Source organism: Streptomyces sp. NPDC059788, assembly GCF_042732265.1.
GTDB lineage: Bacteria > Actinomycetota > Actinomycetes > Streptomycetales > Streptomycetaceae > Streptomyces.
Genome location: NZ_JBHWHY010000027.1, coordinates 62,073 through 88,772 on the forward strand (window position 1 = coordinate 62,073; position 26,700 = coordinate 88,772).

At 71.1% G+C, this 26,700-nt stretch carries 28 protein-coding genes; 11 read left to right on the forward strand and 17 right to left on the reverse strand.

Annotated features, from left to right (window positions below; all coding sequences use genetic code 11):
• Positions 1 to 24: 24 nt before the first annotated feature.
• From ACFV57_RS23750 to ACFV57_RS23785, 8 genes are all read right to left on the reverse strand, one after another.
• Positions 25 to 1,668, reverse strand: a complete 1,644-nt coding sequence (locus tag ACFV57_RS23750) for an APC family permease (protein WP_385235674.1) — start codon at positions 1,666 to 1,668, stop codon at positions 25 to 27.
• Between the two features lie 381 nt (positions 1,669 to 2,049).
• On the reverse strand, positions 2,050 to 4,380 hold the full coding sequence (locus ACFV57_RS23755) for a collagenase (protein WP_385235677.1): 2,331 nt from the start codon (positions 4,378 to 4,380) through the stop codon (positions 2,050 to 2,052).
• 168 nt (positions 4,381 to 4,548) lie between these two features.
• Positions 4,549 to 5,211, reverse strand: a complete 663-nt coding sequence (locus ACFV57_RS23760) for a GntR family transcriptional regulator (protein ID WP_385235680.1) — start codon at positions 5,209 to 5,211, stop codon at positions 4,549 to 4,551.
• 298 nt (positions 5,212 to 5,509) lie between these two features.
• Complete coding sequence (locus ACFV57_RS23765; protein WP_385235683.1) at positions 5,510 to 6,325, reverse strand: methyltransferase domain-containing protein; 816 nt, start codon at positions 6,323 to 6,325, stop codon at positions 5,510 to 5,512.
• Positions 6,326 to 6,406: 81 nt separating this feature from the next.
• Entirely contained in the window at positions 6,407 to 7,771 is a 1,365-nt protein-coding gene (locus ACFV57_RS23770) for an ATP-binding protein (protein ID WP_385235916.1), read from the reverse strand.
• 354 nt (positions 7,772 to 8,125) lie between these two features.
• Positions 8,126 to 8,338, reverse strand: a complete 213-nt coding sequence (locus ACFV57_RS23775; protein ID WP_385235686.1) for a hypothetical protein — start codon at positions 8,336 to 8,338, stop codon at positions 8,126 to 8,128.
• A 2-nt stretch (positions 8,339 to 8,340) separates the two neighbouring features.
• Positions 8,341 to 8,589 carry a hypothetical protein gene (locus ACFV57_RS23780; protein ID WP_385235689.1) on the reverse strand — a complete coding sequence of 83 codons (249 nt, stop codon included), beginning with the start codon at positions 8,587 to 8,589 and terminating at the stop codon, positions 8,341 to 8,343.
• Positions 8,590 to 8,960: 371 nt separating this feature from the next.
• Positions 8,961 to 9,545 carry a TetR/AcrR family transcriptional regulator gene (locus tag ACFV57_RS23785; protein ID WP_385235692.1) on the reverse strand — a complete coding sequence of 195 codons (585 nt, stop codon included), beginning with the start codon at positions 9,543 to 9,545 and terminating at the stop codon, positions 8,961 to 8,963.
• A gap of 99 nt (positions 9,546 to 9,644) precedes the next feature.
• On the opposite strand from ACFV57_RS23785, the gene ACFV57_RS23790 reads away from it, so the two are divergent.
• Positions 9,645 to 10,103: an SgcJ/EcaC family oxidoreductase gene (locus ACFV57_RS23790; RefSeq protein WP_385235695.1), complete on the forward strand. Its 459-nt coding sequence runs from the start codon at positions 9,645 to 9,647 to the stop codon at positions 10,101 to 10,103.
• 152 nt (positions 10,104 to 10,255) lie between these two features.
• Here the strand turns inward: ACFV57_RS23790 and ACFV57_RS23795 are convergent, their stop codons facing one another.
• From ACFV57_RS23795 to ACFV57_RS23805, 3 genes are all read right to left on the reverse strand, one after another.
• Positions 10,256 to 11,866 (reverse strand): M4 family metallopeptidase, encoded by a 1,611-nt coding sequence (locus ACFV57_RS23795; protein WP_385235698.1) that lies wholly within the window; start codon positions 11,864 to 11,866, stop codon positions 10,256 to 10,258.
• Positions 11,867 to 12,226: 360 nt separating this feature from the next.
• Positions 12,227 to 12,754, reverse strand: coding sequence for a DUF4232 domain-containing protein (locus ACFV57_RS23800; RefSeq protein ID WP_385235701.1), 528 nt, complete (start codon positions 12,752 to 12,754; stop codon positions 12,227 to 12,229).
• 229 nt (positions 12,755 to 12,983) lie between these two features.
• The gene (locus ACFV57_RS23805; protein ID WP_385235704.1) at positions 12,984 to 14,483 is read right to left on the reverse strand and encodes a SulP family inorganic anion transporter; all 1,500 of its coding nucleotides are present in this window, start codon (positions 14,481 to 14,483) and stop codon (positions 12,984 to 12,986) included.
• Positions 14,484 to 14,691: 208 nt separating this feature from the next.
• Between ACFV57_RS23805 and ACFV57_RS23810 the strand changes: the two genes are divergently transcribed.
• From ACFV57_RS23810 to ACFV57_RS23820, 3 genes are all read left to right on the forward strand, one after another.
• Positions 14,692 to 15,096 carry a MerR family transcriptional regulator gene (locus ACFV57_RS23810; RefSeq protein WP_385235707.1) on the forward strand — a complete coding sequence of 135 codons (405 nt, stop codon included), beginning with the start codon at positions 14,692 to 14,694 and terminating at the stop codon, positions 15,094 to 15,096.
• A gap of 72 nt (positions 15,097 to 15,168) precedes the next feature.
• Entirely contained in the window at positions 15,169 to 15,795 is a 627-nt protein-coding gene (locus tag ACFV57_RS23815; RefSeq protein ID WP_385235710.1) for a flavin reductase family protein, read from the forward strand.
• A gap of 231 nt (positions 15,796 to 16,026) precedes the next feature.
• A complete protein-coding gene (locus ACFV57_RS23820; protein WP_385235713.1) occupies positions 16,027 to 17,028 on the forward strand; it encodes an endonuclease/exonuclease/phosphatase family protein in 1,002 nt (333 codons plus the stop codon).
• Here the strand turns inward: ACFV57_RS23820 and ACFV57_RS23825 are convergent.
• Positions 16,989 to 17,273, reverse strand: a complete 285-nt coding sequence (locus tag ACFV57_RS23825) for a DUF2277 domain-containing protein (RefSeq protein WP_385235716.1) — start codon at positions 17,271 to 17,273, stop codon at positions 16,989 to 16,991. The two genes, ACFV57_RS23820 and ACFV57_RS23825, sit on opposite strands and share 40 nt — an antisense overlap.
• A gap of 121 nt (positions 17,274 to 17,394) precedes the next feature.
• Between ACFV57_RS23825 and ACFV57_RS23830 the strand changes: the two genes are divergently transcribed.
• Positions 17,395 to 17,940 carry a pyridoxamine 5'-phosphate oxidase family protein gene (locus ACFV57_RS23830; protein WP_385235719.1) on the forward strand — a complete coding sequence of 182 codons (546 nt, stop codon included), beginning with the start codon at positions 17,395 to 17,397 and terminating at the stop codon, positions 17,938 to 17,940.
• Positions 17,941 to 18,044: 104 nt separating this feature from the next.
• On the opposite strand, the gene ACFV57_RS23835 is transcribed toward ACFV57_RS23830, so the two are convergent.
• The 3 genes from ACFV57_RS23835 to ACFV57_RS23845 all read right to left on the reverse strand — a co-directional run bounded on the left by ACFV57_RS23835 (position 18,045) and on the right by ACFV57_RS23845 (position 20,014).
• Positions 18,045 to 18,719, reverse strand: a complete 675-nt coding sequence (locus tag ACFV57_RS23835) for an alpha-ketoglutarate-dependent dioxygenase AlkB family protein (protein WP_385235722.1) — start codon at positions 18,717 to 18,719, stop codon at positions 18,045 to 18,047.
• 97 nt (positions 18,720 to 18,816) lie between these two features.
• Positions 18,817 to 19,710, reverse strand: coding sequence for a GNAT family N-acetyltransferase (locus ACFV57_RS23840; RefSeq protein WP_385235725.1), 894 nt, complete (start codon positions 19,708 to 19,710; stop codon positions 18,817 to 18,819).
• A gap of 121 nt (positions 19,711 to 19,831) precedes the next feature.
• Entirely contained in the window at positions 19,832 to 20,014 is a 183-nt protein-coding gene (locus tag ACFV57_RS23845; protein ID WP_385235729.1) for a hypothetical protein, read from the reverse strand.
• A 452-nt stretch (positions 20,015 to 20,466) separates the two neighbouring features.
• Here ACFV57_RS23845 and ACFV57_RS23850 point away from each other — a divergent pair, with 452 nt between their 5' ends.
• From ACFV57_RS23850 to ACFV57_RS23870, 5 genes are all read left to right on the forward strand, one after another.
• A complete protein-coding gene (locus ACFV57_RS23850) occupies positions 20,467 to 20,673 on the forward strand; it encodes a hypothetical protein (RefSeq protein ID WP_385235732.1) in 207 nt (68 codons plus the stop codon).
• A gap of 127 nt (positions 20,674 to 20,800) precedes the next feature.
• Positions 20,801 to 21,052, forward strand: a complete 252-nt coding sequence (locus ACFV57_RS23855; RefSeq protein ID WP_385235735.1) for a hypothetical protein — start codon at positions 20,801 to 20,803, stop codon at positions 21,050 to 21,052.
• Between the two features lie 115 nt (positions 21,053 to 21,167).
• Complete coding sequence (locus ACFV57_RS23860) at positions 21,168 to 21,671, forward strand: hypothetical protein (RefSeq protein ID WP_385235738.1); 504 nt, start codon at positions 21,168 to 21,170, stop codon at positions 21,669 to 21,671.
• A 192-nt stretch (positions 21,672 to 21,863) separates the two neighbouring features.
• Entirely contained in the window at positions 21,864 to 22,991 is a 1,128-nt protein-coding gene (locus ACFV57_RS23865; protein ID WP_385235741.1) for a VanZ family protein, read from the forward strand.
• Between the two features lie 107 nt (positions 22,992 to 23,098).
• Positions 23,099 to 23,605, forward strand: coding sequence for a hypothetical protein (locus ACFV57_RS23870; protein ID WP_385235744.1), 507 nt, complete (start codon positions 23,099 to 23,101; stop codon positions 23,603 to 23,605).
• Between the two features lie 79 nt (positions 23,606 to 23,684).
• Here the strand turns inward: ACFV57_RS23870 and ACFV57_RS23875 are convergent, their stop codons facing one another.
• A complete protein-coding gene (locus ACFV57_RS23875) occupies positions 23,685 to 25,127 on the reverse strand; it encodes an MFS transporter (protein WP_385235747.1) in 1,443 nt (480 codons plus the stop codon).
• Positions 25,121 to 25,603 (reverse strand): hypothetical protein, encoded by a 483-nt coding sequence (locus ACFV57_RS23880; RefSeq protein ID WP_385235750.1) that lies wholly within the window; start codon positions 25,601 to 25,603, stop codon positions 25,121 to 25,123. Before ACFV57_RS23880 ends, ACFV57_RS23875 begins: the two co-directional genes overlap by 7 nt.
• Positions 25,604 to 25,722: 119 nt before the next feature.
• Between ACFV57_RS23880 and ACFV57_RS23885 the strand changes: the two genes are divergently transcribed.
• Entirely contained in the window at positions 25,723 to 26,652 is a 930-nt protein-coding gene (locus tag ACFV57_RS23885; RefSeq protein ID WP_385235753.1) for a LysR family transcriptional regulator, read from the forward strand.
• Positions 26,653 to 26,700 lie beyond the last annotated feature (48 nt).

Genomic DNA, 26,700 nt, shown 5'->3' on the forward strand with positions numbered 1-26,700 from the left:
CGCGGACACGACCCGCCCGCCCCCTCAGTCCGTCGCGGTCCGGGACTCCGTCAGATGCCGGACGCCGGAGCGCACCGCCCAGAAGAAGACCGCGAGCGCGAAGGCCGCCACGATCACCGAGTCGTACGGGGCCGGGAGCCGGGCGGAACCCTCGAAGCTGCCCAGCCAGGACAGCACCGTCAGCACCACCAGGTACGTCACCAGCCAGGCGCCGGTGCGCAGTTCGGCGAGCAGCGGCAGCCGCCGCCCGGCTCCGTCCCGGTCGCCGGCGGCATCCGCCTCGCTGTCGCCGGAGCGCCGCATGGCCAGGAAGATCAGCAGCCCGGCGAGGACCAGCGGCAGGGCCAGCCGCAGATTGTGCCAGCCCGACCAGTACACGAACTCGCTCGCCACCACGAAGCTGACGGGTGCGATCCAGCGCAGCCCCGGCACCCAGCCGGTCGTGGTGCTCCGCGGGTCGGCGAGGAAGACCGCGGCGGCGACCGCGGAGGCCCCGTAGATCAGCAGGTACATGTTGCCCATGACGCTGACGATGTCCTGCCAGCCGCCGAACGGCAGCAGGAAGACCACGATCACCGCGAGGTTGACCGCCAGCGCGCGGCGCGGCACACCGTAGCGCTCGTTCACCTTCATGAAGAACCGGGGGATGGTGCGGTTCTTGGCGAGCGCGTAGGTGTGCCGGGCGTTGATGGCGACACCCACGTACGCCGAGCCGCCGGGCGAGATCACCGCGTCCGCGTACAGCAGGCTGGACAGCCAGTGCAGGTTGAGGATCAGCGCCAGCTGTCCGAACGGGGACTCGAAGGACACGCCCTTCCAGCCGCCGCCGAGCACGCTCTCGGGGACGGTGAAGAGGAACGCCACCTGGAGGGCCACATACATCGCCACGGCCAGGGCGATGCCGGTGAGGACGGCGGCGGGGATGTTCTTGCGGGGGTTGCGGGCCTCGCCCGAGAAGTCCAGCGGCGCCTGGAACCCGTTGACCGAGTAGACGATGCCGCCGCCGGCCAGCGCGGTCAGACAGGCGGCGTACCCGTACGGCGCGAAGCCGCCGTGGTCCGTCAGGCGGCCCTCGTGCCAGCCGGAGGCGACGAGCGCGATCACCGTGACCACCGGCACCGCGATCTTGAACACCGAGACGAGGTTGTTCAGCTTCGCGAACATCCGCACCGCGAACCAGTTCAGCGCCGTCAGCACCACGCTGAGCGCGGCGGCGACGCCCACACCGGTCAGGGTGAGGGTGTGGCCGCTGTAGAGACCCGGCACGTAGTGCGCGGCGTACTGCATGATCGCGCTGATCTCGGCGGCGGTGCCGCCCACCGAGAGCAGCACCGACCAGCCCACCAGGGTGCCCACCAGCCGGCCGCCGGCGAGCAGCGGCCAGCGGACCGTGCCGCCGCCCTCGGGCCGCGACGCGCCCAGCTCGATCATGACCAGGGCGACCAGCCCGCACAGCAGCCCCGCGCCGATCCAGGACAGCAGCGAGGCCGGGCCCGCCGTCTGCGCCGCGTACAGGGCGGCGAACAGCCAGCCCGAGCCGACGATGTTGGAGAACCCGATCGCGGTGAGCCCCCAGAACCCCAGGTCCCGGCGCAATCGGCGCTCCTGCGCCAGCACCACCGGCGCACCGGCCCCGTCGACCTCACCCGTCACCTGACCTTCCGACACCGTGCTTCCTCCCTGATGTCCGTTACCGACGGCACGCGCCGTCCGCCGTCGGACGTGCACATGCGGATTCTGCCGGTCCGTCGCGGGGAAAACGCACGTCATGACGCGTGTCCGGGCATCAGGTGTCCGAAATGCGGAGTATGGCGCATGCCCTCCCGCGGCAACTGCGGTGGTGTGCCTGCGGGGAGGGAGGGTGATTACGGCTGTGTGAAATCTGGGATCGGCTGTTCGACCGGCGGCCGCTCACGCCGGGGGAGAGGCGGCACGGCACCGGACGGCGGGACGCGGCGGAGCCGGGCAGGTGGGACAGGGACAGGCCGGAACCGGGCAGGCAGGTGGGGGGCGCGGTCACCGACAGACCGCGCCCCGCCGCCCGCCCGGTCAGCTGCGCAGCGGCCCCTCGCACGTGAAGGACGCGCTCCCGGCCCGGCCGTCGGACCAGACGTCCACGGCCCCGAAGAAGCAGTCCATGTCGGCGAGGTTGTTGGCCGCGGCCCCGGCCCGGTCCAGCAGGAAGTAGTCGACGGTCTCCGACATGTCGCCGAACACCCGATCCGGGTCGCGGGCGTCGGTGAGGTTCGCGGTGATCCGTCCGGTGCAGGTGAAGCGGGCCCGGCCGCCGGTCTCGCCGGTGCCCGTGCAGGCGGGCGTGAGGGACGTGGCCGTGCCGAGAGCGGCCTGGACCTCGGACGCGGCGGCGAAGCGCAGCGAGCCGTTGGGGGTGAAGGTGGTGCTGGGCACGTAGAGGTCGTCGGCCTTCGCGATCTGGGCGTCGAGGAAGGCGTCGTACGCCCGCTGCAGCGTGCCGTCGGCGCCCATCCGGGCCCGCCAGGCGTCGAACCCCTTCGGATCGTCGGCCCGCTGGTAGCCGTACATCTCCCGCAGCAGCGACGGGCGCTGCTGCCACAGGAACTCGAAGAACGTCCCTGCGTAGTTGTAGAAGCGGAAGCCGTCGCCGGCGTAGGTGGCGTGCAGCAGCCGGTCGACGCTCATCCGGGGGCCGCCGCCCGCGGTGTCCGCGATGATGCCCTTGACCAGCGACTTGCGCACCTTGACCCCGTCGTCGCGGGTGCCACCGGCGAAGAACTCGGCGGTGCCCTCGTCCATGGCCGTGGTCAGATCGCCGGTGTACCAGGGCGCGTCGCCGAAGCTGCCGGGCACCGCCCAGCGGCCGTTGAGGTAGTGGGTGTACTCGTGCCGGAACAGCTCTTCGAGGGTGAGCGTGGAGTCCTGCGGCACGCGCCGCTGGTAGGTGTAGAAGGTCGCCCCGTTCTCGATGTAGACGCCGCCGTTGTCGGTGCCCATGCCGGTCAGCAGCGGGTGCATGATCTCGTACTCGGCGCGGGACGCGTACAGGTGGATGTGCAGCGTGGCGTTGGTGTCCCCGGCCAGCGGCGCTTCGGTGCCGAGCACCCGGAAGAACTGCGCCTTGACCCGCTTGCCCGCGTAGTAGAGCTGGTCGACGGTCTTCCGGTCGAGCGCGGTACGCACCTCGATGGCGCCTCGGTCGTAGGTGTACGTGTGGGGGAAGATCTCGTTCTCGATCTGCTGGAGGCAGACGTTGTGGCGCGCGCAGACGCCGTAGTGGTTGAGCCAGCCCGCCACGCCGGCCCACGGGGCGCTGCGGCGGCCGAAGTTGGTCTCCGACACGGTCAGCAGGGTGCCGAGGTCGCTGACGACGGCGGACTTGAGGGCGTCGATCTGCCCGAAGCGGCCGTACTCGCCGAGGGCGTCGCGCACCGCCCAGGCGTTCGCCGTGCCCTTCAGGTGGGTGTGCCCGGAGAAGGCGCGGAAATCGGCGCGGTACGCGGCGTCGGCGGTCACGGCGGCCCGGAAGGCGGTGTCGTTGTTGCCGGGGTACACGCCGAGGTAGTTGACGGTGAGCGCCGCCAGGGCCGCACCACCCCACATCGGGTCCGCGGCGGTCGGTGTGCCGGGCCCCATGGTGCCCAGAACCCGCCGTACGAGAGCCAGTTGGTGCTGGCGCAGGCCCGGCGCGCTCGCCGTGGTGAGGGCCTCCCGCAGCGTCTCGGCGTTGTGCCGGGTGGGTTCGAAGGTGCGGGGCGCGGTCCCGTACGCGGCGACCGCCGCCCGCATCGCCCCGACCGTGGGCGCGTCCGTCACGTCGATCTCGTCGCGCGAGAAGTCGTGGTAGACCACCGCGTGCAGGTAGGTGAACAGCTCGTACAGGTGCGTGGCGTCGGTGGCGTCGTGGCCCGGCGCGAGCGCGCCGATCCGACGGGCGACGGCCTGTACGTGCGCCCGCGACATCGCGGGGGCGAGCCGGGCGTCCCAGGTCCAGATCAGGCCGCGCAGACACCCCTCGACGGTGACGGCCGGGTCGGTGAGGAAGTCCGCGAGGGCCTCCGGGCCGAGGCGGGACAGGGCGTCGAGCGTGCAGGGGGCCGCGGCGCCCGGACGGTGGGTGCCGGGGGTGCCGCGCGACAGGTCGCCGGGGACGTGGCCCCGGGGGACGAGACCGTTGCCGGGCGGCAGATCCCGGGCCGACGGTCTGGGGGCGTCGGCGAACCGGTCGGCGCGGTCGGCCGGGTCGGTGCCGTCCGCCAGGTGGGGGGCGGGGGCCGCCGCGGGCCGGGCGGCCGACGGCCGGGCGGGTGCCGCGCCTTGGGCGGCCTGGGCCGCGGGCAGGACGAGGCCCACCGACAGGACGGCGCTGAGCAGGCCCTTGCGCACAGTGCGTAACGGAAACACCGGCAGCTCCTGTGTAGAGGCGTGTAGCGGCACGTACGCGCATGCGGCAGCAACTCGGCGCACATGGACGGAAGTTGACGCCATATCAGGCCGCGATGCGCCCCGTAACCTAGTAATGTGACATTGCACTGACAACCCGTCGGATGCGCCTTTCGGCTCCCCGGCTGCTCAGTGCACCCGCACCCGCGCCCACAGCGACCGGACGTGCCCCAGATGCCGCGCCATGCATGCCTCGGCCCCGGCGGCGTCGCCCGCCAGCGCCAGGTCCAGCAGCTCCAGATGTTCCTGCGCCGAGGGCAGCAGCTCGCCGCGCTCGTCGAGGCCGGTCAGCCCGTACAGGCGGGACCGCTTGCGCAGGTCGCCGACCGTCTCGACGAGCCGCGCGTTGCCCGAGAGCGCCAGAAAGCCCAGGTGGAAGCGGCGGTCCGCCTCCAGGTAGCCGATGAGGTCGTGCTCCCGCGCGGCGGAGACGATCTCCTCGGCCAGTGGCCGGAGCGCGGCCAGCTCGTCGAGGGGGGCCATCCGGACCACCTGTCCCACGGTCGGTACCTCGATCAGCGCGCGGATCTCCGCGAACTGGTCGAGATCCCGCTCGCTCACCTCGGTGACCCGGAACCCCTTGTTGCGCACCGGCTCCACCAGCCCTTCGCGTGTCAGGTCGAGCATCGCCTCCCGTACGGGCGTCGCCGAGATCCCGAACCCGGCGGCGAGCGCGGGGGCGGAGTGCACCGTGCCGGGGCGCAGTTCACCGGCGATCAGGGCGGCACGCAGGGCGTGGGCGGCCCGGTCGCGCAGCCGTTCCTGTCCGGTGATGGGTCCGAGGTGCTTCACATCGCCCCCTGGGTGGGCCCCTCGCGGGGTCTGCGTACCGGTGTCGGGCAGGTCTCGGGCTGGGGTTCAGCGTACAAGGTGACGTTGCGTCAGAGAGCGTGTGGAGCAGGCGGCTTGGCCGCGCCGCACATCCGATCCCTGGTCCGGTTATGAAGTGTTATGACGAGGTCAGGCGGGCGGGCGGTTCGAAGCCATCTCGCGGAGATGATCACGCCGGCATCGAGGCAGGCCGTACGCGATCTCCGGAACGCGGCGGCAGGCCCCGAGTCGGGCCCCGGAAACGCCGGCCCGCCGCGTCTCAGGGCATCGGGCGGCGGCCCCAGGCGGAGACCATCGGCGCGGTGCCCAGATCGAGGCCGCCCGCGGCGACATGGGCCAGGTGGCGGTCGATCTCCTCGTCGGTGGCCAGCCCCGCGGCGACGAGCGCGCCGCGGACCTGGCGGACGGTGGCCTCCTCCAGCACGGTGCACGCGGGCGAGGTGATCGGGAAGTAGGCGTCGGCCTCGACGTCCGTCAGCCCGGCCTCGCGCAGCAGCCGGGGCAGCTTGCGCCCGTACGACAGGTCCGCGCCGCGCTGCCGCATCAGCTCGCGGAAGCCGCGCCGCAGCCTGTTGGCCAGCTCCTGCTCGGGCCCGTACTCGTCGGGGCAGATCAGCGGCTGCAACGCCGGGTCGCCGTCCTCCAGCACCAGCCATCCACCGGGGCGCAGCGCTTCGACCATGGACCGCAGGGCCCGGTCGCGCTCGGCGAGGTGGACGAGCACGAGCCGGGCGTGGATCAGGTCGAACGGCCCCCCGGCGGGCGGTGCGTCGGCCGTCACGTCGTGGCGCAGCACCTCGAAGCCCGCTGCCCCGCGCATCCAGGAGGTGTCGATGTCGGTGGCCACCACATGCCCGCTCGGGCCGACTCGCCCGGCCAGCCACGAGGGCACGGCGGGCCCGCCGGCGCCGACCTCCCAGCACCGCCATCCCTCGCCGACCCCGACGGTCGTGAAGTGCCGGAACGTCGAAGGGTCGAAGAGTTCCGACAGTGCGGTGAACCGCCTTCCCGCCTCGGCCTGCCGATTGTCCAGGAGGTAGCCCTCGCCGGAAGGGTTCCGCGTCTCCGGTGTCATGGCCCGATCATCGCATTCCGCCGTGGGACGGCGGCTGTCCGGCCGGCTTCCGGCCCGGATCGCGACGCCCTTCACGAGGCCCTACGGCGCGCCGCTCTCCGGAGGCGTCGGCGTTTGGGGACGGCCGCCTTCCATCGGCGGACTGCCGTCCGTCGGCGAGGCACCGTCCGTCGGCGGGGTGTCGTCCGCGGCGCGGCGGCGGTCCGGGTCCGCCGGGCGGACGGTGAGTTCGGCGACGGCGCCGCCGTCGGGGGCGTTGGAGAAGCGCAGGGTCGTACCGAGGACGCGGGCCTGGCCCACGGCGATCGTCAGACCGAGGCCGTGCCCGCCGCCCTTTCTGCCGTCCCCGGGGCGGCTGCGGAAGCGCTGCGGGCCCTCGGTGAGCAGTTCGTCGGGGTAGCCGTCACCGTGGTCGCGCACCGTGACGACGGGCCCGTCCACGGTCAGGACCACCGGCGGACGGCCGTGCTTGTGCGCGTTGGCGACGAGATTGCCCAGTACGCGTTCCAGTCGGCGCTGGTCGGTCTCCACCCGGCAGTCCCGCACCACCCGCACCTCGGCGGTGAGCCCGGTGGCCCGTACCGCGCGCTCGGCCAGCGGTCCCAGCGGATGTACGTCGAGGTCGGCGCGTTCCACCTCCGCGTCCAGCCGGGAGATCTCCAGCAGGTCCTCGGTCAGCCGGCGCATCGCCTGGACGCGTTCCTGCACCATCTCCGTGGGCCGCCCCGCGGGCAGCAGCTCGGCGGCCGCGTGCAGGCCGGTCAGCGGAGTACGCAGCTCGTGGGCGACATCGGCGGTGAAGCGCTGCTCGCTGTGCAGTTTGCTCTGCAGGCTCGCGGCCATCGCGTCGAGCGCGGCGGCCACGGCGGCGGTCTCGTCCCGGGCGTACTCGGGGCGCCGCGCGCGCGGATCGTCCACCCGGGCGTCGAGGTCGCCGGTGCTGATCCGTCGCGCCACCTGCGCGGTGCGGTGCAGGCGCCGGGTGACGCTCTGGGTGGCGTAGAGGCCGACGATCAGGGTGAGGGTGATCGCGACGGCCGCGGACCCGATGATGGCCTGGTCAAGTCCGCTGATGACGGCCGCCCGCTGGCTGTAGTCCTGGGCGACGGCGAGGGCCTTTCCGTCGGCCGGTGTCACCGCCCACATGGCCGGGCGGTCCCCGTGCTCGCCGAGCTGGGTGCCGCGCTCGCCCCGGCGCGCCATGTCCCGCAGCGCGGGCGGCAGATCCGGTGGGTCCAGCCGCGCGTCGCGGCCGAGCGGTTCCCCGGCGACGTACGCCTCGGCCACCGACTCCAGCCGCGTCAGAGCCGCGCCGCGCGCCTGGTCCTCGGTCTGCCGGCTCACCAGGGCGTGCACCAGGACGCCGAGCACCGTGGCCAGGAAGCAGCACATGACCATGATGAACAGGACGGCCTTCCACCGCAGCGTCGCCGTCCAGGACGGCATGCGCAGCCGCTTGCGCGCGCGTGCCCCGGCCGTACCGGCGCTCACCGTACGCGGCCGTGAGCGGGGGAGGTGCACAGTGGTTCCAGTCGGTGGTTACGGGAGCGCGGGCCGGGAGGTAACCCTACGTCGAACATGATGTTGGCTCCCCTCCGTTGCGGCAATCCGGCGATTGCGTAACAAACGTCCATAAAATCTTGGATGAAGCCGTTACACAGGGGAGCCGATACGCAAGGGAGCCGATACGCGGCGCAGCCGGTACCGCATCGGTGGCAAGTCTTCGCCCCCGGCAGGGCGCGGCAAGCGGCCCCGCCGCGGGCGAAAGGCCCGTGGCGGGGCCGCTTCGGTCCCCGTCCCTCAGCCGAGCAGGCTCGCCTTGAGGTGGGTGTGCAGCTCCGCGGGCGGGCCTTCCAGCAGTTCGTCGGCGACTTCCACCTCGACCAGCTGCTGACCCGGTCCGGCCACCAGCGCGACCTGTTCCGGGGCGGATTCGCCGGAGGCGGCGGCCGGGCCCTGCGTGGTGCCCAATACGGCGCCGGAATCGTCGAGCAGTACCTGAATCGTGGCCATGGCTACACGCTCCCGCCGCGCCATTGGAAGGTGACGGTCAGGGGTCCGGCATTACGGACCCTGGCCCGGTAGGAAAGGTGACTGTTGCCGTCCAGTACTTCACCGATCTCCGTGGTGAACAAGAGCCCGTTGGGGTTGAGCGGGCGGGCCTGAATCAATTGCGGGCCGACGTCCCCGCTGCCGCCCCAGTTGAAAAACCATTCCTGTGTGGCACCCGGTGCGATGGTGCCTCCTCCGACGGTCCACGCCATGCCGTGCTCCTCGCTCGTAGAACTCGTGGTCGGATTTCTCCCGGCCCGTACGCGTGCGGAAGACCGCAGGCGGGGCGCGGGACGGCAAGCGTCACGGGTATGCGGCGGCCGGGCAAGAGGAAGGCGGAATTCACGCGCGAAGCGGCAGGGAAATAGCGCATCCGCGTGGACGCGGTGAATGCGGCGGGCTGCCCGGCTACGCCCGACGGAGGAATCCGTCGCTGCCGTCCGTGACGCAGTGCCGGAGGTGATACTTCGCAGAGGATGGGCGTTATGAATGGCCGGCCCGGAATCCGGATGGGGCGCGGGGCCGTACGCGTGCGGGATAAGCGGAACTTTCCCCAAAGCATGACCCCGAGGGAATGTCCCGGTCAGCCGCGTCCCGCCGCGGCCGGTATCGCCGCCGACACCAGCGTCACGGCGGCCGCGCGGGCGCGCAGGGCCGCGTCGGGGTCGCCGCCGATCGTGGCCGTGGTGATCGCGCCGTCGATCAGCAGCGCCAGCTGTCCGGCCAGCGCCGCCGGATCGGCGACGGGAATCTCCCGCACGAGAGCGGCGACGTACGCGTGCACGGCGTCCTTGTGGTCGCGTGCGGCGCGGGCGGCGCCCTCCGACACGGCGCCCAGTTCGCCGAAGGCGTTGATGAAGGCGCAGCCCCGGAAGTCCGGTGCGGCGAACCAGGTGTGCAGCCAGTCGAACACGGCGGCCGGCGCGTCCTCCGGCGTGGCGGCGTGCTCCCGTACGTAGCCGGCCAGGGCCGCGCGCCAGTTCTCGTCGCGGTGCCGCAGGTACGCCGCCACCAGCTCGTGCTTGGCGGGGAAGGACTGGTACAGCCGCTTCAGGGACACGCCGGACGCGGCGCGGATCTCGTCCATGCCCACGGCCTGGATGCCGCGTGCGTAGAACAGCTCCCCGGCGGCGTCGAGCAGCCGTACCCGGGCTTCTTCCTGCTGCACAAGGCCTCCCGCTTTCGCCGAGAACGATCGTTCTCTAGAGTAGCGGACGACACGGAGAACGGCCGTTCTCCGTGTGGTTCCCCCTGCAAGGAGTCCGCCATGGCACCACGCCCCCCGCTCCCGCCGTTCGACCGGGAGACCGCGCTGAAGAAGGTCCAGGCCGCCGAGGACGCCTGGAACACCCGCGACCCCGAGCACGTCGCGCTCGCCTACACCGAGGACTCGGTCTGGCGGAACCGGGGCACGTTCCTCACCGGCCGCGACGCGATCACGGCCTTCCTCCGCGACAAGTGGGCGCGGGAACTCGACTACGCCCTCCGCAAGGAGCTGTGGTCCTTCCAGGGCGACCGGATCGCGGTCCGGTTCCAGTACGAGTTCCACGACGCCGCGGGCCAGTGGTGGCGGGCCTACGGCAACGAGCTGTGGGAGTTCACCGACGAGGGCCTGATGCGGCGCCGGGAGGCGAGCATCAACGACGTGGCGATCGGTGCGGCCGAGCGGCGCATCTTCGGCCCGCGGCCGGCGGAGGAGGCCGGGGCGCCCATCCCGGTGTGGTGAGCTGAGCGCGGTGCCGCGGCGCCCTGGGCCCCGTGTCCCAGGGCTTCGCGACGCACTCCGCCCCGCCGGGAGTCCCGGCGGGGCGGAGCCGTGTGCTGGTTCGGCGGACCGTTGACGACGACGGGCGCGCCGGAGGCTACGTCAGGTGACGCCTACTTCACGTTGATCGCGGTCCAGGCGGCCGCGACCGTCTTGTACTCGGTGCTGTTGGCGCCGTACAGGTCGGCGGTGGCCTTCAGCGTGCCGGTACGGGCGCCCGCGTACTTCGTGGTGGAGGTGAAGTACGTGGTCAGCGCGCGGTACCAGATCTTCTCGGCCTTGTCGCGGCCGATGCCGGTGACCTTCGAGTTGTCGTAGGTCGGGCTGTTGTAGGTCACGCCGTTGATCGTCTTCGTGCCGCTGCCCTCGGACAGCAGGTAGAAGAAGTGGTTGGCCGGACCCGAGGAGTAGTGCACGTCGACGCCGCCCAGCGACGAGGACCAGTAGTCCTTGGACGCGCCGTCCTTGGAGGGCTTGTCCATGTAGCGCAGCGGCGTGCCGTCACCGTTGATGTTGATCTTCTCGCCGATGAGGTAGTCGCCCTTGTCGGCCGCGTTGTTGGCGTAGAACTCGGTCGCCGTGCCGAAGATGTCGGACGTGGCCTCGTTCAGGCCGCCGGACTCGCCGCTGTAGTTGAGCTTGGCGGTGGCGGCGGTGACGCCGTGGCTCATCTCGTGCGCGGCCACGTCCAGCGCGGTCAGCGGGTTGCTGTTGTTCTGGCCGTCGCCGTACGTCATGCAGAAGCAGGAGTCCTGCCAGAAGGCGTTGACGTAGCTGTTGCCGTAGTGGACGCGGGAGTAGGCGCCCTTGCCGTCGTTGCGGATGCCGTTGCGGCCGAGGACGTTCTTGTAGAAGTCCCAGGTGACCGCCGCGCCGTAGTGCGCGTCGACGGCCGCGGTCTGCCGGCCGCCGCCCCACTTGTCGTCGGCGTCGGTGAAGAGCGTGCCGGTGCCGGACGTGCCCTGGCGCAGGTCGTACGTCTTGTGGCCGCCCCGGGCGCCGTCGGTGAGGTTGTAGGTGCTGCCGCTCTTGGTGGTGGTGAGCGGGACGGTGCCGCTGTACGAGCTGGTGCCCGTACCGGTCTCGATCGCCTCGTCCTGGAAGAGCTTGGCGCCGGTCTTCGCGTCGGTGACGACGTGCAGCTCGCTCGGCGTGCCGTCCTTCTGGACGCCGGTGACCACGGTCTCGTAGGCGAGCACGGGCTTGCCGGAGGCGGCCCAGATCACCTTCTTGGGCGCGGCCTGGGCCTGCGTCTTGGCGTTCTTCTCGGCGGCGGACGCGGACAGCGCGCTCTTCTTGGCGGCTGCCGCCGGCTGCGCGGCGTCGGTCGTGGCGACGGCTATCTTGGCCTCGGTCGCCTTGGTGACCGTACGGGCGCCGCTCTTCTTCTCGTGTACGACCAGGTCCCCGCCGAGGACCGGCAGGCCCTCGTACGTGCGCTCGTAGCGCGTGTGCACCGTGCCGTCCGCGTCCTTGATGACGTCGCGGACGATCAGCTTCTCCTGGCCGCCGAGGCCGATCTTCTGCGCGGTGACGGCGGCGTCCGCCTGTGCGCTCTTGATCGCGGTCACGCGCTGCTGGGCGGACAGCGCGACGGCGGTGGCGCCGGTCGCGGCGTCGGGCTGGGCGGTCGCCGATCCGGTCTGGACGGCGACCGCGACCATCGCGGCGGAGGCGACGAGGGCGGCGGCACGGAGGGTGTGCTTGCGGGGGGTGGAGGTCATGCGTCTCAACTCAGTCTCCTAGCGCGGGCCGCGTGGGTACGGCCCGAATGAGGGGGAGGGCGGGCCCTGTCGGGCCGCCCGGTGGTGCAGGAGTGAATCGAGAGGAGAGTGCCATCACTTGACCGTCCTTGTCAGGTCTTCAACAAGGATTTCACATGGGGTTTGACGAAATGCGGTTGTTTGTCAGCGATTTATGGTCGCCTGGAGACCGAATTTGTGAACAGTTCTGTGAACGTGACGCGGGGTCCGACGCCCCGCCAGGGGATGTCCGGCGCACCGGCGGACAGCGTCGCCACCGCACGCCGAAGGCCCGGCACCCCCTCGGGTGCCGGGCCTTCGTACCGGAACGGGTGTGCAGCCTCAGGAGGTGGGCAGCTTCGCCGACCAGGCCGTCACGGACAGCGTGCCGTTGTCCACGTCCTGGTCGAACGGCAGCACGTTGTGCGCGTTGCCGCCCGTCGGCGAGACCTGCAGGTACTTGGCGTGCGCGGTGCCCGCGCCGGTGTGCGTCCACACCAGGTCGGCGTAGGCGCTCCCGCCCGGCTTCAGGGTCACCTGGTGCACGCCCGGGTCCTTCGCGAAGTACGTGTCACCGTGCCGCGCCGTCGTCTTGAGCGCCGTGTGACCGGCACCCTCCAGCGCCAGGCCCGGGTAGCCGGATATCGCGCAGGTGGTCTTGCCGGTGTTGCGCACCTGCAGATACGTGCCGGCGTGGTTCATCCCGGCCTGGCTCCCGCCGGCGTCCGTCGTGGTGATCTTCAGCGTCCCCGGTTGGCACGCTCCGGCACCCGCCTGCCCGGCGTCGGCGGCGGAGGCGATCCCCGCGCCCGCCCCCGCGGTCAGGGCGACGGCGGCGGCAACGGCGGCAGCGGTACGCAGACCACGCATGGTCGATCAACTCCCTCTTCCCCGGCATTCCGGGGGAAACGATCGGTAATGCACCCACCCGCCTGCCCCGTACACGTAACTCGACACGTATACGGCGCGGCGGCGGGCCGGTACGGCCATCCTCGATGTGACTCCACCCTGGGCGCGGGCGCTGATGATCGACTAACACCCGGCTAACGTCCCGGCAGGCGGTGGCCTGAAGGCGACCCGGCAGGTCTTCCCCGTACGGTCAGTGACCGCCCGCGAGTTCACCGCTGAGCGACTGGTGCATCTTCGCGCTGTTGTTGTTGAGCCCGACGATCTCGACGGTCTTGCCGCGCCGGGCGTAGCGGGCCTCCACGGCGTCCAGTGCGGCGACGGAGGAGGCGTCCCAGACATGGGCGCCGGTCAGGTCGACGACGACCTTGTCCGGGTCGCCCGCGTAGTCGAAGCGCGTGACCAGCTCGTTGGACGAGGCGAAGAAGAGTTCGCCGGTGACGGAGTAGACGACCTGGGTGCCGTCCGGGTCGGTCACCGCCGTGACGTCGACCAGGTGGGCGACGCGGCGGGCGAAGACGACCATGGCGGCCAGCGTGCCCACGACGACACCGATGGACAGATTGTCGGTGGCCAGCACGACCGCGACGGTGATCACCATGACGGCGGTCTCGCCCGGCGGCAGCCGCCTGAGCGTCGCCGGCCGGACGGAATGCCAGTCGAAGGTGCCGACCGACACCACGATCATCACGGCGACCAGCGCCGCCATCGGAATCCGGGAGACCACCGGCCCCAGAGCGATGCACAGCACGAGCAGGAAGAACCCGGCCAGAAAGGTGGACAGCCGGGTGCGCGCCCCGTTCTTCACGTTGATCATCGTCTGGCCGATCATCGCGCAGCCGCCCATGCCGCCGAAGAAGCCGGTGACGATGTTGGCGATGCCCTGGCCCACGCACTCACGCGTCTTGTCGGAGCGGGTGTCGGTCATCTCGTCCACCAGCTTGGCCGTCATCAGCGATTCCATGAGCCCCACCACGGCCATCGCCAGCGCGTACGGCGCGATGACGGTCAGCGTGTGCAGGTCGAACGGCACGTCCGGCAGGCCGGGCACGGGCAGTGAGGAGGGCAGCGTGCCCTTGTCGCCGACGGTCGGCACGGCGATCCCGGCCGCGACGGTGATGACGGTGAGGATCACGATGGACACCAGGGGAGCGGGCACCGCCCTGGTCAGCCGCGGGAAGAACACCAACAGCAGCAGCCCCGCGGCGAACAGCGGATACACCGGCCACGGCACGTCGTACAGATTCGGTATCTGGGCGGTGAACAGCAGGATGCCGAGCGCGTTGACGAAGCCGACCATCACCGAACGGGGCACGAACCGCATCAGTTTGGCCACCCCCAGCGTCCCCAGCGCGATCTGGAAGACACCGGCGAGGATCACGGTGGCGATCAGATGGCCGAGGCCGTGCTCCCGGGTGACGGGCGCGACGACCAGGGCCACGGCACCGGTCGACGCGGAGATCATCGCGGGCCGCCCGCCCGCGAACGCGATGACCATGGCCATGGTGCACGCCGCGAACAGCCCCACCTTCGGATCGACCCCGGCGATCACCGAGAACGAGATCGCCTCGGGAATCAGGGCCAGACCGACGACCAGACCGGCCAGCGCCTCGGTGCGCAGCACCTTCGGGGACAGCCACGGCGGGCGGAAGCCACGCAGCCGCGCGGCCGGGGACGGAGCGGAGGAGGACAAGAGGGGGCCCTGTCGTACTAGGGCACGCCCGGCGGCGCCGAGGCGTGCGGAGACATCGCAAAGGACTCTACTCTACCCTAACGTTAGGGTAGAGTTCCTCGTCGGGCTGGTGGATCGTTGCATGGTTGGGCGATGGGATCGGCGGCCCCGGGGTGGGGGACTGGCGCCGAAGACAACGGGCCCGGCGACGGGCGGGAAAGGGCACCTCGTGAACGGCGAGCACATGCAGATCGGCGAGGTCGCCGCGCGTACGGAACTGTCGCTGCGCACCATCCGCCATTACGAGGAGACCGGTCTCGTCATCCCCTCGGCCCGCTCCCAGGGCGGCTTCCGCCTCTACACGGAGGCCGATGTCGCCCGCCTGATGGTCATCCGCCGGATGAAGCCGCTGGGGTTCAGCCTGGAGGAGATGCGCGAGCTGCTCGCCGCCACGGACCGTCTCGATGCCGGCGCGGACCTGTCCGACGACGAGCGGCGCGAACTCCTGGCGCGGCTGCGCGGCTTCGAAGAGGCCGCCCAGCGGCGGGTTGTGGACCTGCGGACCCAACTGGCGCGGGCGGAGGAGTTCGCCGCCACGCTCCGCGACCGGCTCACGCGCGGCGCCGCCTCGTAACGGCATCGGGCCCTGGTCCCTGGGCCCTGGGGGCGCTGGGCCATGGGCCGGCCGGGATGGATACTGATCTTCATGCGTATCGACTTCGACCCCGAACAGTTCGACCGGCAGGGCTTCTACCGGCTGCTCACGGCGACCGTGGTGCCGCGGCCCATCGCCTGGGTGTCCACCGTCTCCGCCGAGGGCGTGGCCAATGTGGCCCCGCACTCGTTCTTCACCATCGCCTGCGTCGCGCCGCCCATCCTGCAGTTCTCGGCCGTCGGCCGGAAGGACACCCTCCGCAACGTCGAGGAGACCGGGCAGTTCGTGGTGAACTTCGCGCCGGAGGAACTCGCCACGAAGATCAACGAGACGGCGACCGACTTCCCGCACGGGGTGAGCGAGTTCGACGAGGTGGGCCTGACCGCCGAGCCGAGCCTGCGGGTGAAGCCGCCGCGGGTCGCCGCTTCCCCGGTGGCGTTCGAATGCGAACTGCACAGCACGACGCGGTTCGGCGACTCCACCGTCGTCTTCGGCCGGGTGGTGCACGCGGTCGTGGCGGAAGAGGTCATGGCCGACGGACACCCGGAGGTCCGGAAGCTGCGCCCGCTGTCCCGGCTGGGCAGGGACGAATGGGGAACGCTCGGCGACGTACGGGACATCTCCCGCATCCGGCACGCGGACTGGCAGGGACCGGCCGCGGGACCCGACCGGGACTGACTGCGGTTGACCGGTGTTGACTTGTCCTGACCGGTATTGGCTGGCGCTGACGGGGCTGGACCGGGCTGACCGGGGCGGCTGGTACGGGCGGGTGGTTCAGGGGAGCGGCCCGGTGGAGTAGCGCATTTCCACCCCCTCCCCCTGGCGTCCACTTCCGCATCACCCTGGTCTCCGAGACTCTTCGGTGACCCGGCCCGCAGGCGTAGCGGGCCACCGGCCACTGGAGATGCGATGACGAGATCGACGGGTTGCTCCGCCGCGGTGCCGGACCCGCTGCCGGACCCGGGTCCGGGGTCGACGGAGGTGCCGGGAGGGGACCCCACCGGCGCCGTGCGCGCCTCCGTGAGCCCGTTCAGCCGCCGCGCGGCCCTGCGCGTGGTCGCGGCCACGGCGGTCGGCACGCCCGCCCTGGCGTACGGCGGCGGCACCGCGCACGCCTCCCGGGGCGACCGGCGGCTGCGCACCATGACGTTCAACCTCCGGTACGCCTCGAACGAGCGGCCCAACTCGTGGCCCGAACGGCGCCCGGTGATGCGGGAGTTGCTGCACCGGGCCGCGCCGCACCTGCTCGGCACCCAGGAGGGCCTCTACCACCAGTTGCAGGACATCGCGGAAGACCTCGGCGACGACTACGCCTGGCTGGGCACGGGCCGGGCCGGCGGCAGCCGTGACGAGTTCGCCGCCCTTTTCTACGACATCCACCGGCTGACTCCGGTCGAGTACGACCATTTCTGGCTCTCCGACACCCCGTATCTGATCGGTTCCACGACCTGGGGCAACACGGTCATCCGGATGGCGACCTGGGTGCGTTTCCGGGACCTGCGCACCGGCGGCGAGTTCTACGCCCTCAACACCCACCTCGACCACCTGAACCAGTACTCGCGCGAGCGCTCCGCCACCCTGATCACCGACCGGCTCCGGGCGCTGGACCCGGCACTCCCGCGCATCGTGACCGGCGACTTCAACGTCCCCGCGCACCGCAACCCCGTGTACGACACGATGCTCGCCCGGGGCGGGCTGGTGGACAGCTGGGACACGGCCGACTCGCGCAGCACCCTGTACGCCACGTACCACGGCTACCGGCCGCTGGTACGGGACGGCGAACGGATCGACTGGATACTCACCTCACCGACGGTCCGGACGCACCGCGCCGTGATCGACACGTTCTCCGAGGACGGGCAGTTCCCCAGCGATCACCTGCCCGTGCGGGCCCTGCTGGAACTGCCCGCCTGAGAGCCGGGAGCGGAACGGTGGCGGCCGTCGCCGCCACCTCCGCCGCGTACCCGGAGTCCGGCCAGCAGGTCGTGCGTCGCGGCCGCCACCGCGTCCACGGCCTGCTCGAACACCTCCCGGTTGTGCGCGGCCGGCGCACGGAACCCGGAGACCTTGCGGACGTACTGGAGAGCCGCCGCCCGGATGTCGTCCTCGGTCACGTCGGGCGTGGCGGGCGGTCGGAGCGTCTTGATGCTGCGGCACATACCTCCAGTGTGCCTCCGCGCCCCGCCCGGAACGGCGCGTTCGGCTCATCCATTCGGACAAAGGTTCACCATCGGGTACGCGGCCTGCTCACTCTCGCGCCTCCTCTGATGAAATGCCGACATGAACGATCCGGACCACGCACTGCACCCCGGCGATCCGGCCGGTACGAGCCACTCACAGGACGGCACGAGCCGCCCCCGAGCCGGTACGCGCCCCCAGACCGGTACGCGCCACCCGCAGGCCCTCGACCCCGCAGTCCGTGACCGCCTGGCCACCGAGCGGATCGCCTGGCTGTGCACCCTGCGCCCGGACGGCTCCCCGCACGTCACACCCGTCTGGTTCGTCTTCCTGCGGGACACCTGGTGGATCGGCGCGGACCGCGCCTCGGTGAAGGTCCGCAACGTCGGGCACGATCCGCGGGTCTCGCTGGCCCTGGAGGGCGGCGAGGCCCCCGTCGTCGCCGAGGGACGCGCCAAGGTGTGGCACGTCCTGCCGGACGGCGGCATCTCGGACGGCTCACACACCTCGCGCACGTCGCCCGAGGTGGTCGCGGCCTTCCTCGCGAAGTACGACTGGGACGCGACCGCCACCCTCCCGTCGGCTTCGGGCCGGGTGCTGTTCGAGGTGCCGGTCGGCCGCTGGCTGCTGGCAGGCACGGCCCAGTAGCCCCCCGTAGTCCCAGCAAGCCCCGGTAGCCCCGTAGCTCTCGGCGGCCCGCGATTCCGCACCGGTGTGCCCGGACCCTGCTCCGACCTGCCCCGGGTCCCGGGCTACTCCAGGCCGGTGACCCGGAGCGTGATGTTCAGGCGCCCGCTCGTCAGCCCCGTCGCGGGGTCACCGGTCCCCGGACGTACCTTGGTCACCCCGTGATAGGCGAACCGCGACGGCCCGCCGAAGACGAACAGATCGCCGGAGGCCAGTTCGAGGTCGGTGTAGGGGCGGTTGCGGGACTCGGTGTTCCCGAAGCGGAAGACGCAGGTGTCACCGATGCTGAGGGAGACGACCGGAGCGCCGGACCGTTCGTCCTTGTCCTGGTGCATTCCCATCTTGGCCTGACCGTCATAGAAATTGATCAGAGCCGTGTCCGGTGTGTAGTCGTCTCCGGCGGCGGCGTCCTCGTACGCGTCGACCAGCGCCGCCCGGCCCAGCTCGGCCAGCCAGTCAGGGAACGCGGCGACCCGGGCACCGTTGACGTCGTCCGCGGTGCGCTTGTACGCGTACGGCTGCCAGTGCCAGCCGAGGCACACCGTCTGTACGGACATCACGCCGCCACGCGGCAGCCGGGTGTGCCGGATCGGCACCGGCCCCCGCGCCCAGCCGCGGCAGGCGGTGACCAGCTCCCGCTGCCGCTCCGGGGACAGCCAGCCGGGTACGTGCACCGCGCCCGGCGCGGGCCGGGTCCGTGCGCGCTCCGTACCTCCGAAGCCGGGCAGCGGCGTGTTCACTACAACCTCACTCCCGGTCGGCGCGCGGGGCGTGCGCTCCCGTCACGCCTCCCACCCCATTTTCCTCCCCCATCTCCCCGCGCGACTCCCGGGGCCGCTACTCCGCGGGCTGCACGGGCGCCGGGGGCCCCGGCTCCGCGATCAGCGCGACGCCGATCCGCCGGAAGCCGAGCCGCTCGTAGATCCGCGCGACATCGTCGTTGTTCGCCGACAGGAACACCGTACGGACGCCCCGCTCACGGGCGTCGGCCACCAGCGCGGCGGTGACCGCGAGGCCCAGGCCACGGCGGCGGGCGCTGGGCAGCGTGCCCACGCCGACGACCTCGCTGACCGCGCCGACCGGCTGATGCTGCCCCGCGCACAGCGCCGCGCCGTCCTCCTCCGCCACCGCCACGACGGTGAACCCGCTGCGTATGCGCTCCGCCACGAAGTCCACCGAACCGTCCTCGACGAGCCGCCGGGCCGACTCCGCGAGCTCCCGGGCGCCCGCCGCGCCGGTCCGGGTGTCCGGCTGTCCGAAGGCGACATGCGGTACGGCGACGGCGTGCGGCAACGCCGGATCGCCGTCCTCCAGCACACGGACCCGCACCGATGCCCCGGCCGCGACCGCCGCCTCGGGCGCCCGGCCGTCATCCAGGTCGAGGGCGAGCAGCGGGTGCTCGTGCACCACCAGCCCCGACTCCTCCACCGCGGAGCGCAGCAGTGGCGCGTTCTCGGCGACCCACTCGAAGCTCTCGGGCAGCCCCAGCTCCCGCTGCCGGGCCCGCACGCGCGTGACCTCGGCGGCGCTCGGCGCCTCACCCGACCGGCCCAGGGCCGGTCGCGCGTAGTACGGCCAGCCCCGGCCCTCGCGGACGAAGAGCGTCAGCGTCCCGAAGTCCTCGGCGCGCGCGGCACTGCGCGGTACGGCGTCGTAGTACTCCTCGATCCGGGCGAGCAACTGCTCCAGCAGCACGTCGGCGGGGCGGTGGTCATCGATTTCTGCGTTCACACCCGCATGGAAGCAGTGGCAAGCGGTGCACCGCCAATGGTTTGTGACCATGCGTCGGGTGCGGGTGCGGGTGCGGGCTGGGGGCTGAGGCGGTCGCCCGCTGTCGCCGGCCGCGGCCGGCTCAGACGACCTCGACGACGCCCCCGCGCACCGCCCGCGTCCATATCTCCAACAACCGCGCGTACTCCGCGCGGTCCTCAGCCGTCCACGACCGGCCACGGCGGGCGCGCACGAACTGCCGGATCGCTTCGTTCGCGTCGGCGGCCGGGGGCGTGCCCGTGGAAGGGGGAGGAGTTGGGGGCATGTCGTCCATGCTAGGGGCGGGCACTGACAACGCTCCCTCGCCGAAGTGTCCCCGTCCGCCGTACCGCTGCGCCGGCGTGGCCACATGCGCCGTACATATGCGGCTGACCTGCCATGACCGGTGCGCGCCCGCCGCGCGCAATGCTCCATATGTGTCCAGACCCACACTCTCCGTCTCCGCCCGGACCCGCCCGTGTGCCGTCCGGGCTTCCCAACGGCCGCCCCCACGCGACCACCGCCGCCGCCCGGCCCCCAACCGGCCCCGCCCGCCCACCTCCACCCACGCACCCCCTCCACCCACCCCCTTCCCCTCTCGCCTCCCCTCCGGCCTCCCACTAGGCCAACCGGGTAAATCGGGAGAAAAGCCGCGTTTCTCCTTTCATATGATCACGCGCCAAGGGTTGAATCGACGGTGTCAGTCACTCTCAGCACGCCTCAAAGGAGGATGTGGGTATGCGTTCTGTCATGCGTCCGCTCTTCGTCGGCCTCGCGGTGGTGGGCCTGTCCGCCGCCGGCGCCGTCACGTCCCAGGCCCACGGTCACGACGACGACCTCGTCAACATCAGCAAGTACACCAACGCGCCGAGCTTCGCCTCGCACAACTGGGGCAACGGCAACTGGAACTCGGCGGCCCGATTCGGGGACCTGGCGCAGGACTGATTGCCCCAGCGCCTTGGTGGTGGGCACATCCGGCATCCCACCGGGTGTGCCTACCGGCACGCGGACGGACCGGGCGAGGCGCCTCTCCCGCCTCGCCCGTCGTTCCGCGGCCCAGGACGCCGGCATCATGACGCCCAGCGACCCCCCTCCCGAGCAGCAGGTCGCCCTGCTGCAATCGCGGCTGCAGCAACTGCAGTTCGAGATCGCACAACTCGCCCGCAGGCGTGACGAACTCGAAACCGCGCTCAAGTACGTGGTCGACAAGGCGGGCGGTGCGGTGACGGTGACCCGGCAGGACCGTGACCGCCTGCGCGCCGTCGGCCGCGTACACATGAGGTTCGATCCCGCCGACGGCTGCTGGTACTACGAACTCCACTGAAGCGGCCCCTGCTCCGGCCGCGGCGCGTGAAATTCCCTTCCCCAGCTCCTTTCAACGGCTCCGAACCGGGTATCACACAGAAAACCCACCCCCATTGTGTGCCCCGGAGCCGCAGATGCAGCATGCCCTGCCCATGCCCGGCGACATAGGCCTCACCCAAATCAGCGGCAATGTGGGCCGCTTGATCCGCATCGGCCAGTGGCTGAACGGAAACGGGTTCGGTGATTACCAGCACGCCTTCCTCGTACTCCCCGACGGAATGCTCCTGGAAGCCGAACCCGGCGGTGCGACCATCCGCCCCCTGTCGTCCTACGACGGCGCGAACGTCCTGTACGTATGCCCGCAAGGGCTCACCGACAGCCAACGCGACGCGGTCTGCGCCGCCGGCCGCCGCTACGAGGGCGTCCCGTACAGCTTCCTCGACTTCCTGGCCATAGCCGTCCACCGGCTGCGCCTGCCCTTCCCCGGCCTGCGACGCTATGTCGCGGCCACCGGCCACATGATCTGCTCGCAACTCGTCGACCAGAGCTACCGCGACGCCGGAATCCACCTCTTCGACGACGGCCGCTGGCCCGGGTACGTGACGCCCATGGCCCTGTACGAACGCCTGGCCCACTGACCCGTACGTCGGCGGGACCGCGGCGGAAACCGGTCACGGTCCGGCGAAAAGCCGACCTCGCCCTGTGATCGTTCTCGGGTAATGTCATTCCGCCGTCGGGCTCCGATTCCCGCGCCCGCGTTGCCGCCGGTGCCCCGGACCGACTGGTTGTCAGGCCCGTCCCGCGATCCAGGAAAGACGTAGGCGCAATCGGTGATAGAAGCATCGGTCGGCGCGGTGCCCGGCCTTGTTCCGGCATTTGTGATCGTCGCCGTCCTGCTGGCCGCCCCCACCGGCCTCGTCGCGAAAGTACGTGGGCGCCCGGTCACTCTCCCGATGCTTCTGGCCACTGCTCTGGCGGGCGTTCTCACCGTGACACTGACGCCGGGATTCTCCGGAAACGGAAAACCCGGCACTTGCGACGAGGGCCTGCCCGGAATCGCGTTCCTCGCCTCCGAATCGGCCCGGTTGAACGTCCTGTTGTTCATCCCGGCGAGCTTTTTGGCCGTACTCGTCTTCGGGCGCCCGTTGCTCGTACTCGCCGGGACGGTGGTACTGACCACCGGTATCGAACTGGTGCAGGGCCGGCTGGACCTGGGCCGCGCGTGCAGCTACGACGACGTCAAGGCGAACGTACTGGGCGGCGTCCTCGGACTGCTCCTCGGATGCCTCGCCTCATGGGTCCGGCGACGTCGGTCGCCCTTCACGCGGCAGGACACGCTATGGGGCGCGGGCGCGCTCGTGGCGAGTACGTGTGCGGTCACGGTGGCCTGTCACTTCACCCTCACCACCGTCGACTACGAAGCCTCGCACCATCGCGCGAGCGCCGCCCTCGGTGATACCGGGGAGATGCGGGAATGGCTGCTCGACACCGTCAGCGAACTGTACGGCGGCGCCACACGCGCCGAGGCCGGTACGCAGGTCAGCAGACCACAGCCCGGCCGGTGGATTCTGCGGGCCGTGCTGCCCGGCCGTACCGTCGTGGCCACCTGGCCGGACCGCAGGCTCGTCGGCATCAGGACCGAAGGCGGCCGGGACGACGCCGGAACCCTCTCCGAGACGGAGATGCGGAAGTCGGCGGAGCGGTTCGCCCGCACCTGGTTCCCCGAGGAGACATCGCACGCCGACGCCCGTTTCCAGCACGTGGAGAACGGGCGGGGCGCGCGCCTGCTCAGCTACCGCCGTCGCGAGGGCGGCGCCGTGACGCCGATGCGGTTGGACATCGTCGTATCGACGGCGGGACGTATCGAGGGCCTGACGACCAGGCACCTGCCGGCCCCGGCGCACGCCGACGCGGTCACGGGCCACCAGGCCGGACCCGGATCGGCGCCGTCTTTGTGATCTTGGACGTTAGTGAGGTGTTAGCCGCACGACGGCACCGCATCAGCGGCGGTCGACAGTCTTGTTCTCACCAGCCCGGAGCACCACCTGAAGAGAACGAGAAGCACATGTCGCACCGCAGCAGCACCACTCTCCGCCAGGCCCGCAAGGCCGCCGCCGCCATGGTGATCGCCGCCGCCGCGTTCGGACTCACCGCCTGCCAGGACGGCGGCAACAGCGCCTCGTCCGCCGCGTCCGCATCCGCCGCGTCCTCGCCCGCCGCGTCCTCGTCCGCCTCCGCGAGCGCCCCGGAGTCCGCAGCCTCCCCGGCCAAGTCCGCCCACGGCCCTGCCGTCGGCAAGTACGCGGGCACCTCGAAGAAGACGGGCAAGAGCTGCACGAACCGGATCGACTACGCGGGCGACCCGCGGTCCAACGCCGAGATCAACACGATCGGCGACGAGACCGGCCACTGCCCGGCGCCGAAGAAGAGCGACGCGCCGTCGGGTACTCCGAAGAAGCCCGGGAAGAGCTGCACGAACCAGATCAACTACGCCGGGGACCCGCGGTCCAACGCCGAGATCAACACGATCGGCGACAAGAGTGGATACTGCCCGCCGGTCCAGCACGGGTGAGCGCTTGCGGAAACGTGCGCAGGAAACCGCACTTGCGGTTCCCGTGGACCCGCGGGCAACCGGGCGTTTACCGGGCTCCTCAGCGCTTCTCGCCAGCCGGTGATTCCGGTGATTCCGGGGACCCCTGGGATTCCGGGGACTCCTCCTGCGGCGGTGCGTTCAGGGCCGGGGCGTTCAGGATGCGGAGCAGAGGGATCAAGGTGCACGCGGTGAGCAGGGCGGACAGGGCGAAGACCGGGCGCGGGCCGCCCAGTTCGGCGAGCCCGGCGGCCAGTGCGGCGCCCACCGGCATACCGCCCCAGCCGAGGAACCTGATGGCGCCGCTGATCCGGCCCAGCCGGCCGTGCGGGATCAGACGCTGGCGCAGGGAGATGACCACCACGTTCCACAGCCCGCTGCCCAGCCCGCCGATGAACGTCGCAGCGGCGATCGCCACGACGTCGGCGCTCACGGCAGGGGTGCCGAGCATGACGACGCCGGCCACCACGTCCGCGGCCAGTATCCAGCGGACGCCCACAGTGCGGGCGAGGCGCGGGGCCAGGGCGGCGCCGATCACGGCGCCGGCGCCCAGGGCCGTCAGGAGGAGTCCGTATCCGGTCGGGGACAGGCCGACCGGGCCCTGGACGGTATAGACGACCAGTACAGCGAGCCAGGCGCTCCAGCAGCCCGCCATGACGGTGCTCATCAGCGTCAGTGTGCGCAACGGCCGGTTGCGCCAGAGGATTCTCAGGCCCGCGGTGAGCAGATGCCGTTTGCGCCCGCCGGTCTCGTCGGCCCCATTGGACTCATCGTCCCCATCGCCCCCGCCACCGCTGTGCCCGGCGCGTTGTCCGGCCCCTGTGCCACTTCGTACGCCGTGCCCGGCAGCGTCCGTATCAGGTGACGGTTCGCGGTCCGTCGGCCGGAACGTCCCGCTCAGCATCAGCATGGCCCCGGCCGCGACGAGATAGAGCCCGCCGGCCCCGCCCACCGCCCACGCGGGGCCGATGGCGATCAGCAGTCCGCCCAGCGGCAGCCCCACGAACTCGTTCAGTACCGACTCCGTACCCCGTATCCAGGAGTTCGCCCACTCCAGCCGGTGGCGCGGCACCACCGAGGGGACGATCGCGGTCGTGGCGATGTCGGCGACGGCCTCGCCGACCGCGAGACACAGCGCGACCAGGTAGAGGAACCAGAGAACGAACAGGGGAGGGGCGCCGAGAAGCAGGACGGCCAGGAGGGCGGCCAGTGCCGTCGCCCGCGACAGGTTGAAGAAGACGATCAGGCGGCGCCGGTCCATGCTGTCGACGAGCAGACCGACCAGCAGCGGCGCCACCGCCCAGGGCAGCGTGTGCGCCAGCTTCGCCCCCGCGACCAGGCCCGAGGACGCCGTCAGCTGTACGGCGAGCAGCGGGATCAGGGCCAGTACCAGTCCGTCGCCCAGGTTCGCCGAAGCCGTGGCGGCCCACAGCCGTGCGAAGACCCGGCCGCCCCTGTGCTGCTCGGGGCGGCCGGACCGGCGCTGTGCCGCCGGCGTCAGCACAGAAGGGCGAACGTGGCGCGCGTGAAGGTGTCTTCGCCGTGGGCGCGGACGGTGTGGGCGAACGCCGCACGGGCGTTGGCCGGCGCCGAGACCGTGGTGGGCGAGTCCATGGCGAACGTGGACAGCAGACCGCGTACCTGCTCCCCGACGCAGTTGACAGCCTTGTTCTTGAGGATGGTGTCGCCGAGCGCTCCGCCGACGCCGCCGAGGGACTCGCCGGTCCAGGCGGAAACCGCGTATTCCTTGCCCTTCACCTGCTCGAAGAAACGAACCTGAGCCAGGCCTTCGCTTTCGGTGAGAAGGACGAAGATGCGGCGCTCGGTGAGCTCCATGTTCTGTGCGTCCATCTTGCGCAGGATGGACTCCGGATCGCCGTACAAGTCGTGGACTTCCGGGGTCCAGGAGTACTGCCTGCAGACCGCAGCCATATCGGCGGCGTCCCGCTCGGGTGTTTTCTGCGGGGGTACCGGACTCATGGAATATCCCCTTCCTCTACTGTCGGCCGGCTGTCCAGTTGGACAACCGACCTCCAGATTTCCCCATCCGCTGCAAGAGCACAATTGCGGGTTTTGCATGGCTGCTATATCTTCCGGGTATGCGTGACCTCCAACGTCTGCGTGTACTCGTCGAGATTGCCGAACGAGGGTCGATGTCGGCCGCGGCCAGGGCGCTGTCCTTTAGCCAGCCGGCCGTCTCACGGCAGATCGAGGCACTGGAGCACGAGGTCGGCGTGCAACTCGTACAACGGCAGGGCCGCGGCGCCCGGCTGACCGAAGCGGGCCTGCTGCTGGCAGACCGGGCGCGCGGTATTCTTTCGCAGCTCGTCGCCGTAAAACAGGAGCTGCGGGCCGTGGGCGGGCTGCGCGGCGGGCGGCTGCGTATGGGCGGTTTCGCCAGCGCCAACGCGCATCTGCTGCCGCGGTCGTTGGCCCGTTTCGCCGAACGCTATCCGCAGGTGGGTCTTTCGCTGTCCGGCTCCACCACGCGCCACCACGTCGCGGACCTGCGGTCCGGCCTGATCGACCTCGCGCTGCTCACCGGCTGGGATCTCACTGGCGATCAGGTCTGTGGGCTCGACATTGTGCCGCTGCTGGAGGACGAGTTATTCGTCGCCGTGGCCCGCGACAGCCGGGGCCGACGCGGCGAGTTCTGCTCGGGTGAGCTGCCGGAGCTGGCGAAGGAATCATGGATCGAGGGTGTTCATCCGGACTGTCTGGGCCCGCAGCCGGAATTCGAGAGGGCGCTGGGGTTTGCGCCGCATGTCCATTTCCGGGTCGGTGACTGGGCCGCGGTCAACCGGCTGGTGGAAATGTCGGCCGGTGTCACACTTGTTCCGGGATTGCTAGCGGTCCGCAGCAGCGAAAAGATTGCTCTGCGTTCCCTGGCGGGAACATTCCCGCCACGTCGCGTATACATTGCGCTTCCCGAGGGGAATCACTCGCCCGCGGCGGAACCCATGATCGAAATTCTGCTGGAAGTGGCCCGCAAGGAGGGTGAACTGCTCGCCAGTACGGCCATTCATTGATCGCCCCTCCCCACTGAACTGATCTCGTCCACCGGAACCGGGGACGAC